Source organism: Paraburkholderia phenazinium, from assembly GCF_900141745.1.
GTDB classification, from domain to species: domain Bacteria; phylum Pseudomonadota; class Gammaproteobacteria; order Burkholderiales; family Burkholderiaceae; genus Paraburkholderia; species Paraburkholderia phenazinium_B.
On sequence record NZ_FSRM01000001.1, the window covers coordinates 1,832,456 to 1,845,717 of the forward strand.

Below are 13,262 nucleotides of genomic sequence, written 5' to 3' on the forward strand. Positions count from 1 at the left end.
GCCCGATTCGCCCAATTACCCGCTGCATGGTCCGTCACGTGTCGAATACCGCACTACCGTATCTCCCCGAACCTGAGCCGTTGCAATGCGGCCGCTTTACGCTGAGCTTCGAGCGGCCGTTGGTGATGGGCATTCTGAACGTCACACCCGACTCGTTCTCCGATGGCGGCAAGTTCGAAATGCGCGGAGATGCTTTGCGGCAGGCCGAGCGGATGATGCTCGATGGCGCGGATCTGATCGATATCGGCGGCGAATCGACCCGTCCCGGCGCACCGCCGGTGCCGCTCGATGAGGAGCTGGAGCGGGTGATACCGCTCATCGAACAGTTGCACGACGCCCAGGTACCGCTATCGGTCGATACCTACAAGCCCGAGGTGATGCGCCACGCGCTGGCCGCCGGCGCGGACCTGATCAACGACATCTGGGGCTTCCGGAGGCCCGGCGCCATCGACGCCGTGCGCGACAGTCTGTGCGGGCTCTGCGTCATGCATATGTTCGGTGAGCCGCAGACCATGCAGGTGGGTGAACCGGCCTATGAGGACGTCGTCAGCGAGGTGCGGGCGTTTCTCGAGCAACGGGTCGTAGCGTTGATGCAGGCAGGGATCGCAAAACGGCGCATCAGCGTCGACCCCGGATTCGGTTTCGGCAAGGCCGTGGTCGAACACAACTACGCCTTGCTGGCCCACTTGCCGGAGACGGCACCGCGCGGCGAGCCGCCGTTTGCCGCACCGGTTCCCATTCTGGCCGGCATGTCGCGCAAGTCGATGCTGGGCTCGGTCACCGGCCGGGCAGCGTCGGAGCGCGTGGCTGCAAGCGTGGCCGCAGCCATCTGTGCAGCCGAACGCGGGGCTGCGATACTGCGCGTGCACGATGTCGCAGAAACAGTCGATGGATTAAAAGTTTGGGCAGCCATGCGCGACGCAACGCGTCGCAGCTGACCCTTCGAAGAAAGAGGAAAACATAACGATGGCACGTCGCTTTTTCGGTACTGATGGCATTCGGGGCAAGGTCGGCGAGGGCCCGATCACACCAGATTTCGTGTTGAGGCTCGGTTATGCCGCCGGCAAGGTGCTGGCGGGCGGGGATCGCTGGGCCCACACCGGCCAACGCCCGACGGTCCTGATCGGCAAGGACACGCGCGTTTCGGGCTACATGCTCGAAGCCGCACTTGAGTCGGGATTCTCCGCGGCAGGCGTCGACGTGATGCTGGCCGGCCCGATGCCGACACCGGGCATCGCTTACCTGACACGCGCGCTGCGGCTTGCAGCGGGGGTGGTGATCAGCGCGTCGCACAACCCGTACTACGACAACGGGATCAAGTTCTTCTCGGCCCACGGCGACAAGTTGCCCGACGAGGTCGAACTGAAGATCGAAGAGCAACTGGATCAGCCGCTCGCTTGCGCCGCCTCGGAGCAACTGGGCAAGGCGCGCCGTCTCGATGACGCGGCCGGCCGCTATATCGAGTTCTGCAAGAGCACGTTCCCGGCGGCTTTCGACCTGCGCGGCATGAGGCTGGTGGTCGATTGCGCGCACGGGGCTGCGTATGACATCGCGCCGCATGTGTTCCACGAACTTGGGGCCGACGTAATCCCGATCGGCGTGGCGCCGAACGGCTTCAACATCAACGACGGCGTTGGCGCGACCGCTCCGGACGCGTTGGTCCGCGCGGTGAGGGCGAACCATGCCGATCTCGGCATTGCGCTCGACGGTGACGCCGACCGTCTGCAGGTCGTCGACTCGGCCGGCCGCCTCTATAACGGCGACGAGCTGCTGTATGTGCTGGTCAAAGACCGTATCGAGACGGACGGCAAGGTGGAAGGCGCAGTCGGCACCTTGATGACCAATATGGCGGTCGAAGTGGCGTTGCAGCATGCAGGCGTGAAGTTCGTGCGAGCGGCCGTCGGCGACCGCTACGTGCTCGAGCAATTGCGCGAACACGGCTGGCAATTGGGCGCCGAGGGCTCGGGACACATCCTCTCGCTCGATCGTCATTCGACCGGTGACGGAATCGTGTCATCGCTGCTGGTGCTCGCCGCCATGAAGCGTAGCGGCAAGACGCTCGCGCAACTGCTCGAAGGCGTGACGCTGTTCCCGCAGAAGCTGATCAACGTGCGCATGCAACCGGGCGCCGACTGGAAGGCGAGCGACGAGATCCGCCGCGCGATTAGCGCAGCCGAGGCGTCCCTGGACGGACATGGCCGCGTATTGATTCGCGCTTCCGGCACCGAGCCGGTCCTGCGCGTGATGGTCGAGGCCCAGCATGTGAATGACGCGGTCCAGCACGCCGAGACAATTGCCAGCGCGGTCAAGCAGGCTACCGCCTGACGGCTAACCGTTGCGTACCGCCGGGTAGGGACGCGGCCGAGCACGGCGCCGTCCTTACTCGCGGCTTCCATTTTATCCGCCAGCCTTCCAGAACCCCTTCATCCGCACGCAAACGTTGCCGCGGCGTATTTTTCGCCTAATCTCTACACACATGGCGAAAACGTCGTTCAAACAGCTTTCATCTCCCTGATTTTTCTTTCATTTCAGTAACCTTATTGTCACGTGTGATTCACGATACGTCACGTTACTGTCACAAATAGCCCCTATTCTTCGCGGTGTCCTGTAATCCGCTCACACCCTGGAGATCACATGAAATTGATGCAAACCGCGTTCGCTGGCCTGGCTGGCGCGCTCTTCGCGATCGCTGCTCAAGCCGCCGACATCACCGGCGCGGGCAGCACCTTTGCAGCACCCATCTATACGAAGTGGGCTGACGCTTATCAAAAGTCGGGCGGCGGTAAGGTCAACTATCAAGGTATCGGTTCGTCGGGCGGTATCAAGCAGATCATCGCCAAGACGGTCGATTTCGCAGGCTCGGATGCTCCGCTGAAGGACGACGAACTGGCCAAGGACGGCCTGTTCCAGTTCCCGACGGTGGTCGGCGGCGTGGTGCCGGTGGTGAACCTGCCGGGCGTGACCCCGGGCCAACTGACGCTGTCGGGCGAAGTGCTCGGCGACATCTACCTGGGCAAGATCAAGAAGTGGAACGATCCGGCGATCGTTGCACTGAACCCGAAGGCAAAGCTGCCGGATACGGACATCGCGGTGGTTCGCCGTGCTGACGGTTCGGGCACCAGCTTCATCTGGACGAACTACCTGTCGAAGGTCAACGCTGACTGGAAGTCGAAGGTCGGTGAAGGCGCAACGGTCAGCTGGCCGACGGGCACGGGCGGCAAGGGCAACGACGGCGTCGCAGCCTTCGTGCAACGTCTGCCGGGCGCAATCGGTTACGTCGAATGGGCGTACGCGAAGCAAAACAAGATGGTGTTCGTCGACATGAAGAATGCGGCAGGCACCGTGGTTGAGCCGAAGACGGAGACGTTCAAGGCAGCGGCTGCTGGCGCGGACTGGTCGAAGTCGTTCTACCAGATCCTGACGAACGAGCCGGGCAAGGACGCATGGCCGATCGTCGGCGCAACGTTCGTGCTGCTGCACACGACTCAGGACAAGGCACCGCAAGGCACCGAAACGCTGAAGTTCTTCGACTGGGCGTTCAAGAATGGTTCGGGCGCTGCTGACAGCCTCGACTACATCTCGCTGCCGGAATCGGTTGTGACGGAAATCAAGTCGCAGTGGAAGGAAAAAGTGAAGGACGCATCGGGCAAGTCAGTCGCCGAGTAAGCGTCGAACGCGTAGTAACAAGCCGCCCAGCCTCATGTGAGGCTGGGCGGCTGTAGTACTGGTTGCATGGCGTAGTGTCATGCAGCGTATGGTTACAGGTACATAGGTTCCCATGTCCGACATCCCCCTCGTGTCGAGCACGTCCGGCAGCGCGGCGCAGCAGAAAGCGCCCAGTCGCGCCGGCGACGTCATTTTCGGCGGTCTCGCGCGCCTTGCCGCGATCATCACGCTCCTGCTGCTCGGCGGCATCATCCTTTCGCTGATCATCGCCTCATGGCCGTCGATCAAGGAGTTCGGTCTGAGCTTCTTGTGGACCGCCGACTGGGATCCACCCAGCAAGAAATTCGGCGCGCTGGTGCCGATCTACGGCACGATCGCAACCTCGATCATTGCTCTCGTTATTGCGGTGCCAGTCAGCTTCGGCATTGCGCTGTTCCTCACTGAACTCGCGCCTGCATGGCTGCGCCGGCCGCTCGGCATTGCCATCGAACTGCTCGCCGCGATCCCTTCGATCGTCTACGGCATGTGGGGTCTGCTGGTGTTCGCACCGATCTTCGCCACCTGGTTTGAAAAGCCGCTGGGCACCGTGCTCGGCAGCGTGCCGTTCATCGGCGCGTTCTTCCAGGGGCCGCCCATCGGCATCGGCATTTTGTGTGCGGGCGTGATTCTCGCGATCATGATCATTCCGTACATCGCCTCGGTGATGCGCGACGTGTTCGAAGTCACGCCAGTCCTGCTGAAGGAATCGGCATATGGCATCGGCTGCACGACCTGGGAAGTGATGTGGAAGATCGTGCTGCCGTTCACCAAGAGTGGCGTGATCGGCGGCGTGATGCTGGGTCTTGGCCGTGCTCTCGGTGAGACGATGGCCGTCACGTTCGTGATCGGCAACACCAATCTGCTCGACAACGTCTCGCTGTTCTCACCGGGTAACAGTATTACCTCGGCGCTCGCCAACGAATTCGCGGAAGCGGATCCGGGCCTGCATACGTCAGCGTTGATGGAACTGGGTCTGATCCTGTTTGTGATTACCTTCATCGTCCTGGCGATTTCGAAAGTCATGCTGCTTCGCCTCGAGAAAGGGGAGGGCGCAAAATGAGCCAGCCCATCATGAATATGCCGGGTTCGGCGGATCCCGCTGCACTGGAGGCAATGCGCGTCAAGCTGCAGGGTCGCCGCCGCATCAAGAACGCGATTGCGCTCACGCTCTCGCTTGCCGCGATGGCCTTTGGTCTCATCTGGCTTGTCTGGATTCTCTATACGACGCTGCGTCTGGGCGTCGGTGGTCTGTCGATCGAGCTGTTCACGCAGAACACGCCGCCACCGAACACCGATGGTGGTGGCTTGCAGAACGCGATTGTCGGCAGCCTGATGCTGATCGTGCTGGCGACGTTCGTCGGCACACCGATCGGCATTCTGGCCGGCGTCTATCTGGCCGAATACGGTCAGAAGGGCTGGCTTGCCAGCGTGACGCGTTTTATCAACGACATCCTGTTGTCGGCGCCTTCGATCGTCGTGGGCCTGTTCGTCTATGCGCTGGTGGTGGCGAAGCTCGGCCACTTCAGCGGCTGGGCCGGTGTCTTCGCGCTCGCGCTGCTGCAGATTCCGATTGTGATTCGTACCACTGAAAATATGCTGAAGCTGGTGCCGAACGCGCTGCGTGAAGCGGCCTTTGCGCTCGGCACGCCGAAGTGGAAGATGGTGTTGTCGATTACGCTGAAGGCGTCGGTAGCCGGCATTATCACAGGCGTGCTGCTCGGCGTTGCCCGGATTGCCGGTGAAACCGCACCGTTGCTGTTCACCGCGATGTCGAATCAGTTCTTCTCGTGGAACATGAATCAGCCGGTCGCAAACTTGCCGGTCACGATCTATCAGTTTGCGATGAGCGCCTTCCCGCAGTGGCAATCGCTTGCCTGGGCCGGCGTCTTCCTGATCACGCTCGGGGTGCTGGGTTTGAACATCCTCGCGCGTACGATCTTTTCGAAAAAGTAAGGGCGGAGTAATCCGATGAACATGGCAGAAACTCAACTCAACCCGATTGCGCGTCCGACCGCGCCCGCCGGTTTCGACCCCGCCCAGGGCGACAGTGCCCAAGCGTCGGCGCAGCCGAAGATCCAGGTCAACGATCTCAACTTCTTCTACGGCAAGTACCACGCGTTGAAGAACATCAACCTGCGCATTCCCGAAGGCAAGGTGACGGCGTTCATCGGCCCGTCGGGCTGCGGCAAGTCCACGCTGCTGCGCACCTTCAACAAGATGTACGCGCTCTATCCGGAGCAGCGCGCGGAAGGCGAGATCCTGATGGACGGCGAAAACCTGCTGACCACCAAGCGCGATATCTCGCTGCTGCGTGCACGGATCGGCATGGTGTTCCAGAAGCCGACGCCGTTCCCGATGTCGATCTACGACAACATCGCCTTCGGCGTGAAGATGTTCGAAACGCTGCCGCGCTCGGAAATGGATGACCGCGTCGAATGGGCGCTCACCAAGGCAGCGCTGTGGAATGAAGTGAAGGACAAGCTCGGTCAGAGCGGCTACGGCCTCTCGGGTGGCCAGCAGCAGCGTCTGTGCATTGCGCGCGGCATTGCGATCCGTCCGGAAGTGCTGCTGCTCGACGAGCCGTGCTCGGCACTCGACCCGATTTCGACGGGCCGCATCGAAGAACTGATTGCAGAGCTGAAGAGCGACTACACCGTGGTGATCGTTACCCACAACATGCAACAGGCTGCACGGTGTTCGGACTACACTGCCTATATGTACCTCGGCGAGCTGATCGAGTTCGGTGATACCGAAAAGATCTTCATCAAGCCGGTCCGCAAGGAAACCGAGGACTACATCACCGGCCGCTTTGGTTAACCCCGACGAGCACCATTAGGGAGTACGACATGTCCGATAAACACCTCTCCAGCCAGTTCGACGCCGATCTGAATCTCGTTTCGTCGAAGGTTCTCGAAATGGGCGGCCTTGTGGAATCGCAGATCGTCAATGCGATGCACGCGCTCAACAATTTCGACCTGGACATGTGCGAGCAGGTTATCGCCGCCGAAGAGCGTCTGAACAAGATGGAAGTCGATATCGACGAAGAGTGCAGCAACATCATCGCGCGCCGCCAGCCGGCCGCGCGTGACCTGCGCCTGCTGATCGCGATCTCGAAGACCATCACGAATCTCGAGCGCGCCGGCGACGAAGCGGAAAAAATCGCCAAGCGCACCAAGCGTCTGATGGAAGACGGCGCCTCGCGCACCATCAATATCGCCGAGATCAAGCTGTCCGGTGAGATGGCAGTGACGATCCTGCGCCGTGCGCTCGACGCGTTCGCGCGCCTCGATACGGTGGCCGCCGCGCAGATCGTGCGCGACGACAAGGCGATCGACGAAGAATTCCGCGCCTTCGTGCGCAAGCTGATTTCGTACATGACTGAAGATCCGCGTTCGATTTCCGTGGGCCTCGATTTCCTCTTCATCGCCAAGGCGATCGAGCGGATCGGCGACCACGCGAAGAACATCGCTGAATTCATCATCTATATCGTCAAGGGTACCGACGTGCGGCACAAGTCGCGCGACGCGCTCGAACGCGAAGCACTTAGTTAACCCCTGCATAAAGGTCAAGAGGTGCCGATGCCTAGCAGCATTCTCGTCATCGAAGATGAGCCCGCTATTTCCGAGCTGATTTCGGTCAATCTTCAACACGCGGGCCATTGCCCGATCCGCGCCTATAACGCGGAGCAGGCGCAAAACCTGATCAGCGATGTGCTGCCGGACCTCGTCCTGCTCGACTGGATGCTGCCGGGCAAATCGGGCATCGCATTTGCGCGCGATCTGCGCAACAACGAGCGGACCAAACACATCCCGATCATCATGCTGACCGCACGTGGCGATGAACAGGACAAGGTGCTCGGTCTCGAGATCGGCGCGGACGACTATGTCACCAAGCCGTTCTCGCCGAAGGAACTGATGGCGCGTATCAAGGCTGTGCTGCGCCGCCGTGCACCGCAGTTGACCGAGGACGTGGTGGCGATCAACGGACTGAAGCTCGATCCGGCCACGCATCGTGTCGCGGCGCATGCAGAAGGCAGCGAGATCAAGCTCGATCTCGGGCCGACGGAGTTCCGTCTGCTGCACTTCTTCATGACGCATCCGGAGCGCGTGCATAGCCGCACGCAACTGCTCGATCAGGTGTGGGGCGATCACGTGTTCGTCGAAGAGCGCACGGTGGACGTCCACATCAAGCGCCTGCGCGCCGCGCTTAAGCCGGCGGGTTGCGATGCTATGATTGAGACGGTCCGGGGCAGTGGTTACAGGCTTGCGAAAAGCGCCTGATTACGCCTGGCAGGTTTAGCTGCACTTAAGGCCACCTGCGCTAACGCGCCGCGAAATTGCTTCGCGGCGCGCATTGTCTTCTCTTCGATCGCTAGAACATGAACATCATCTGGGCGCGTTCCATTGTCTCGATCGTGCTGCTTGCTGTTCTGTGCGCATTGCTTGGCGTGTTCGTTAACGTCAAGGCGGCACTGATCTTCGCGGTCGTCGTTCTGCTCGCACAGAGCGCTTTTAGCACCTTCCATAAACAGCGTCTGTGGCGCCTGCTCGATGCGCCGGTCTACGGCGAAGTGCCGAGCGCGCCGGGTATCTGGGGCGAAATCTATTACCGGCTGCACAAGCTCGCGAAGCGCTGGCATGCCCAGGTGCGTCAGGTCGAGCAGCAGCATTCGCGTTTCATCCAGGCCATCCAGGCTTCGCCGAACGGCGTTGCCATGCTCGACGATCACGATCAGATCGAGTGGTGTAATGCCATTTCCGAAGTGCATTTCGGCCTCGATGCGAAGCGCGATCTGCGGCAGCACATCACCCACCTCGTGCGTCAGCCGGACTTCGTGCGCTATCTGAACTCGCATCACTACGAGCAGATGCTGATCATGCGCGGGATGGGCGAGAAGCGCCAGAACGTGCTGTCGGTGCAGGTGTTTCCGTACGGCGAGAACCGCAAGCTGGTGTTGTCGCAGGACATCACCGAGCTCGAACGTACCGACGCGATGCGGCGCGATTTCGTGGCCAATGTGTCGCACGAACTGAAGACGCCGCTGACCGTGTTGTCCGGGTTCCTCGAAACGATGCGCGAATTGCCGCTGGGCGAAGCCGAGCGCGCCCGCTACCTTGAACTGATGGAGCAGCAGGCGGCACGTATGCGGCATATCGTCAACGATCTGCTGGTGCTCGCCAAGCTCGAAGGCGACAACAAGCCGCCGAGCGATCAGATGATCGACATGCGTGCCGTGCTACGGCACCTGCGCGACGATGCTCAAAGCCTTTCGAGCGATCACCATTGCATCACCTTCGACGCCGATGAGGGGCTCACCGTGACGGGCGTCGAGACCGAGATTCTGAGCGCGCTTGGCAACCTGGTGACCAATGCGATCCGCTATACGCCGGACGGCGGCAAGATTCACGTGACGTGGCAGTCGAGCGGTGGCAGCGCAGTGTTTTCCGTGACCGATAGCGGGCTTGGGATTCCCGCTGCCGATATTCCCAGGCTCACCGAACGGTTTTACCGCGTCGACCGCAGCCGCTCGCGCGACACGGGTGGCACAGGTTTGGGCCTTGCGATCGTCAAGCACGTGTTGCAACGGCACGATGCGCAGCTCGAAGTGAAGAGCGAAGAGGGGCGCGGCAGCACGTTCACCGTGCGCTTCCCGGTGTTCCGCACGGCGCGGCGGCAACCTGCGCCGGCCTGACCTAGCGTCAGATGCAGAACTTCCCAAGCAGGCTCATCTGCGCATTACGTGAGGACTTGCCCGGCCTGCGCCGGCGATAGTGTCCATCGCTTTGCATCAGCCATGCGGACTGGTTGTCGCCGAGGAACGCCGACAGACCCTCCGCAATCACGCGGCGTTTCAGGCGGCGGTTGTTGATCGGGAACGCCACTTCCACGCGCCGGAAGAAATTGCGATCCATCCAGTCGGCGCTCGACAGGTAAACCTGTTCCTTGCCGCCATCGTAGAAGTAGAAAATCCGATGGTGCTCGAGGAAGCGCCCGACAATCGAGCGCACCGTGATGTTCTCGGACAGCCCCGGTACGCCCGGCTGCAACGAACACACACCACGCACGATCAGATCGATCTTCACCCCTGCCATCGACGCTTCGTACAGCTCCGCAATAACGGTCGGCTCGAGCAGGGCGTTCATCTTGGCGACAATGCGCGCCTTCTTGCCGGCGCGTGCGTGGTCCGCTTCAGCGCGAATCGCCTCGATGAGCTTCGGATGCAGCGTGAACGGCGATTGCCACAGTTCGTGCAGCTTCAGTTCGCCGCCAATGCCCGTGAGCTGCTGGAACACGTGGTGCACGTCTTCGCAGATCTTCTGGTCGGCCGTCATCAACCCGAAGTCGGTGTACAGACGCGCCGTGCGCGGGTGATAGTTACCCGTGCCGAGGTGGGCATAGCGCTTGAGCGTCATCTTGCCGTTGTGCGACACGCGCCGCACGATCAACATCATCTTCGCGTGACACTTGTGGCCCACGACGCCATACACGACGTGCGCGCCCACGGCTTCGAGCTGCGCGGCCCAGTTGATATTGGTTTCTTCATCGAAGCGCGCGAGCAGTTCCACCACCACCGTGACTTCCTTGCCGTTGCGGGCGGCTTGCATCAGCGCGTCCATTAACGGCGAATCGGTGCCGGTGCGGTAGATGGTCTGCTTGATCGCCATCACGTTAGGATCTTTGGCCGCCTGCAACAGCAGTTCGAGCACGGGCTGGAAGCTTTCGTACGGGTGATGCAGCAGCACATCGCCGTTATCGATTACGTCGAACAGGCTCGCGCTATTGGCGATCTGCGTCGGGATCGACGGAATGTGCGGGACGAATTTCAGATCCGGCCGGTCCACCATCTCCGGCAACTGCATCAGCCGCACCAGATTGACGGGGCCATCCACGAAGTAGCAGTCTTTATCCGAGAGGCCGCTTTCGTCGAGCAGGCGCTGTACCAGATGCGCGGGCGTCTCCGCCGATACTTCGAGGCGCACCGCGTTGCCCAGGTGCCGCGCCGGCAGTTCGCCTTGCAGCGCGACGCGCAGATTGGTGATTTCGTCTTCATCCACGAACAGTTCGCTGTTACGTGTGATGCGAAACTGGTTGCAACTGCGTACCACCAGATTCGGGAACAGTTCGCCCACGAAGCGCTGCAACAACGAGCTGAGCAGCACGAAGCCGTGCGGGTAGCCCGAGAGTTCCTGCGGCATGCGCACGAGCCGCGGCAGCGCGCGCGGCGCCTGCACGATGCCCATCAGTGCCTGGCGTCCAAAGGCGTCCTTGCCTTCGAGTTCGACCACAAAATTCAGACTTTTATTGAGCACGCGCGGGAACGGATGCGCGGGATCGAGTCCGATTGGCGTCAATACGGGCAGTAGTTCGTCGAAGAAGTAATTGCGCGCCCATTCGGTCTGCGCTTCATTCCACGCTTCGGTGCCGTGAAAATAGATGCCTTCCTGTTCGAGCGCGGAGAGCACGGTGTCGTGCAGCATGCGGTACTGGCGATGCACGAGCTTCTGCGCGCGCTCCACCACGAGGTCATAGACGTGCTGCAGCGACATGCCGTCCGGCGACAGTGCGCCCGGGTTGTCGCGCATCTGCTCCTGCAGTCCGGCCATACGGACTTCGAAGAATTCGTCGAGGTTGCTGCTGGTGATGCAGATGAAACGCAGGCGTTCGAGCAAGGGCACGGCGGGATCAGCGGCTTGCGCCAGTACACGCTCATTGAAACCCAGGATGCCCAGTTCGCGATTCAGTAGGGGGTAGCGGGTGGACATCGGCGGCGAGAATGGAAGCTCGGGAAGAGACGGTGAAAGACGCTCGGAAATTCTCACAGTATGATGAAGCTCTTATGACAGTCGAATTGTCATAAATTTTACGCTCTTCTGTCGTTGTGTCGTAAATATGACGCAGGGAATATGGGACCATACCGCACGCCAATCACCGCCAAGGTTACATCGTGAGGTCCGGTACGCTTAAAATGTCGTCTTTGAACGGCGGGGCTAGCAACAAGATAGCCGCGCTTGCGCGTATGGAGTCCGCTCAATCGATGGTCAACACGCCACAACTTCTCGCTGCCGTCGATCTTGGCTCGAACAGCTTTCGTCTGATCGTGGGCCGGGTCGAAGAAACCGATGCCGGCAGCCAGATCTATCAGGTCGACGCGCTACGCGAGCCCGTGCGGCTCGCCGCGGGCCTGTCGAGCGACAAGATGCTCGACCGCGCCTCGCAGGTGCGTGGCTGGGACGCGCTCAAACGCTTTGGTGAACGGCTGCGCGATTTCCATCCCGATCATGTTCGGGCCGTCGCCACGAATACGCTGCGCATCGCGAAGAACGCGAGTGAATTTCTCGGCGAGGCCCGCGCGGCACTGGGTTTCCCGATCGAAGTGATTGCCGGGCGTGAAGAGGCCCGTCTGATTTACGCCGGCGCCGCGCACTCGGTGCCCGCCAGTCCCGGTAAACGGCTGGTGGTCGATATCGGCGGCGGTTCCACGGAATTCATCATCGGCTCGCACTACACGCCGATCAAGATGGAAAGCCTGTATATCGGCTGCGTGAGCCATAGCCGGACCTTCTTTCCGGCCGGCAACGTCGACGAGTACACGATGCGTCAGGCCGAGCTTGCCGCCGGCCGCGAAATCCAGATCATTTCTCACGAGTACAAGAAAACCGGCTGGGAACAAGCCATTGGTTCGTCGGGCACGGCACGGGCGCTCGCGGAACTGGTGGAAGCGAACGGCTTTAACGACGCGGGCATCACGCATGGCATTTCGCGCGGCGGCCTCGAACGCCTGAAGCGTGCGTTGATCAAGGCTGAGAACGTCAACCGGCTGAAACTGGTGGCGCTGAAAGCGGACCGGATTCCGGTGCTGGCGGGCGGCCTGTCGATCATGCTGGCCGTGTTCGACGAACTGGGTGTCGATTACGTCGACACCACCGACGGCGCCTTGCGTCTCGGCGTGCTGTACGACCTGCTGGGGCGTTCGCAGCACGAAGATATGCGCACGGTCACCGTGGAAGGCTTCATGCGCCGCTACGGCGTGGATCGCGCGCAAGCAGGGCGCATCGGCGATCTGGCGGTGAGCTTCTACGATCAGTTCGACGAGCCGGATGGCGAACGTCGCGCCGAGAACCGCATGTTCCTGAGTTGGGCGGCGTCGCTGCACGAGATCGGGCTGTCCATCTCGCACAGCGCGTATCACAAGCACTCGGCCTATATCGCCAGCAACGCGGACATGCCGGGCTTTTCGCGCACTGATCAGGCGCGTCTCGCGGCGCTCGTGCTGGGCCATGCGGGCAAGCTCGGCAAACTGTCGCAAACGCGTGAGGTGGAGTGGCCGCTGCTGTTCTGTCTGCGTCTCGCTGCGCTGTTGTGCCGGCGCCGTGCGGATGTCGGTTTGCCGGGTATTGCCGTAAGTCGCGTGAACAATGGCTACGAAGTGCGTTTGCCGAAGGAATGGGTGGCGAACAACCCGCTCACTGACTACAGCATGATTCAGGAAGCCGCGGAATGGGAGAAGGTGGGCATCCCGTATCGCGTCGTTTATACGGACGACTGACGATACGTCG

General features: G+C 61.3%; 11 protein-coding genes. 10 read left to right on the top strand and 1 reads right to left on the bottom strand.

The features are described from left to right. The first annotated feature begins 125 nt into the window (after positions 1-125). From folP to phoR, 9 genes are all read left to right on the top strand, one after another. Positions 126-938 (top strand): dihydropteroate synthase, encoded by an 813-nt coding sequence (folP, locus tag BUS06_RS08565; RefSeq protein ID WP_438803536.1) that lies wholly within the window; start codon positions 126-128, stop codon positions 936-938. A gap of 28 nt (positions 939-966) precedes the next feature. After that, positions 967-2,325: a phosphoglucosamine mutase gene (gene glmM, locus BUS06_RS08570; protein WP_074263884.1), complete on the top strand. Its 1,359-nt coding sequence runs from the start codon at positions 967-969 to the stop codon at positions 2,323-2,325. A 309-nt stretch (positions 2,326-2,634) separates the two neighbouring features. Then, positions 2,635-3,666: a phosphate ABC transporter substrate-binding protein PstS gene (gene pstS, locus BUS06_RS08575; protein ID WP_074263885.1), complete on the top strand. Its 1,032-nt coding sequence runs from the start codon at positions 2,635-2,637 to the stop codon at positions 3,664-3,666. Between the two features lie 112 nt (positions 3,667-3,778). After that, entirely contained in the window at positions 3,779-4,765 is a 987-nt protein-coding gene (gene pstC, locus BUS06_RS08580) for a phosphate ABC transporter permease PstC (RefSeq protein ID WP_074263886.1), read from the top strand. Continuing rightward, positions 4,762-5,658 carry a phosphate ABC transporter permease PstA gene (gene pstA / locus BUS06_RS08585; protein ID WP_074263887.1) on the top strand — a complete coding sequence of 299 codons (897 nt, stop codon included), beginning with the start codon at positions 4,762-4,764 and terminating at the stop codon, positions 5,656-5,658. The genes pstC and pstA overlap by 4 nt, the downstream gene beginning before the upstream one ends. A gap of 15 nt (positions 5,659-5,673) precedes the next feature. After that, the gene (gene pstB / locus BUS06_RS08590) at positions 5,674-6,522 is read left to right on the top strand and encodes a phosphate ABC transporter ATP-binding protein PstB (RefSeq protein WP_074263888.1); all 849 of its coding nucleotides are present in this window, start codon (positions 5,674-5,676) and stop codon (positions 6,520-6,522) included. A 29-nt stretch (positions 6,523-6,551) separates the two neighbouring features. Then, the gene (gene phoU, locus BUS06_RS08595) at positions 6,552-7,256 is read left to right on the top strand and encodes a phosphate signaling complex protein PhoU (protein ID WP_074263889.1); all 705 of its coding nucleotides are present in this window, start codon (positions 6,552-6,554) and stop codon (positions 7,254-7,256) included. 27 nt (positions 7,257-7,283) lie between these two features. Continuing rightward, positions 7,284-7,985, top strand: coding sequence for a phosphate regulon transcriptional regulator PhoB (gene phoB / locus BUS06_RS08600; RefSeq protein WP_006051991.1), 702 nt, complete (start codon positions 7,284-7,286; stop codon positions 7,983-7,985). A 98-nt stretch (positions 7,986-8,083) separates the two neighbouring features. Next, positions 8,084-9,397 (top strand): phosphate regulon sensor histidine kinase PhoR, encoded by a 1,314-nt coding sequence (phoR, locus tag BUS06_RS08605; protein WP_074263890.1) that lies wholly within the window; start codon positions 8,084-8,086, stop codon positions 9,395-9,397. Positions 9,398-9,404: 7 nt separating this feature from the next. Here the strand turns inward: phoR and ppk1 are convergent, their stop codons facing one another. Beyond that, positions 9,405-11,468: a polyphosphate kinase 1 gene (gene ppk1, locus BUS06_RS08610; RefSeq protein WP_074263891.1), complete on the bottom strand. Its 2,064-nt coding sequence runs from the start codon at positions 11,466-11,468 to the stop codon at positions 9,405-9,407. A 203-nt stretch (positions 11,469-11,671) separates the two neighbouring features. On the opposite strand from ppk1, the gene ppx reads away from it, so the two are divergent. Then, positions 11,672-13,252 carry an exopolyphosphatase gene (ppx, locus tag BUS06_RS08615; protein WP_254368786.1) on the top strand — a complete coding sequence of 527 codons (1,581 nt, stop codon included), beginning with the start codon at positions 11,672-11,674 and terminating at the stop codon, positions 13,250-13,252. Positions 13,253-13,262 lie beyond the last annotated feature (10 nt).

What these genes read in the sequence shown, in the direction of transcription:
- folP (WP_438803536.1), top strand. Translation starts at nt 126, where the DNA reads ATGGGCATTCTGAACGTCACACCCGACTCGTTCTCCGATGGCGGCAAG.
- glmM (WP_074263884.1), top strand. Translation starts at nt 967, where the DNA reads ATGGCACGTCGCTTTTTCGGTACTGATGGCATTCGGGGCAAGGTCGGC.
- pstS (WP_074263885.1), top strand. Translation starts at nt 2,635, where the DNA reads ATGAAATTGATGCAAACCGCGTTCGCTGGCCTGGCTGGCGCGCTCTTC.
- pstC (WP_074263886.1), top strand. Translation starts at nt 3,779, where the DNA reads ATGTCCGACATCCCCCTCGTGTCGAGCACGTCCGGCAGCGCGGCGCAG.
- pstA (WP_074263887.1), top strand. Translation starts at nt 4,762, where the DNA reads ATGAGCCAGCCCATCATGAATATGCCGGGTTCGGCGGATCCCGCTGCA.
- pstB (WP_074263888.1), top strand. Translation starts at nt 5,674, where the DNA reads ATGAACATGGCAGAAACTCAACTCAACCCGATTGCGCGTCCGACCGCG.
- phoU (WP_074263889.1), top strand. Translation starts at nt 6,552, where the DNA reads ATGTCCGATAAACACCTCTCCAGCCAGTTCGACGCCGATCTGAATCTC.
- phoB (WP_006051991.1), top strand. Translation starts at nt 7,284, where the DNA reads ATGCCTAGCAGCATTCTCGTCATCGAAGATGAGCCCGCTATTTCCGAG.
- phoR (WP_074263890.1), top strand. Translation starts at nt 8,084, where the DNA reads ATGAACATCATCTGGGCGCGTTCCATTGTCTCGATCGTGCTGCTTGCT.
- ppk1 (WP_074263891.1), bottom strand. Translation starts at nt 11,468, where the DNA reads ATGTCCACCCGCTACCCCCTACTGAATCGCGAACTGGGCATCCTGGGT.
- ppx (WP_254368786.1), top strand. Translation starts at nt 11,672, where the DNA reads ATGTCGTCTTTGAACGGCGGGGCTAGCAACAAGATAGCCGCGCTTGCG.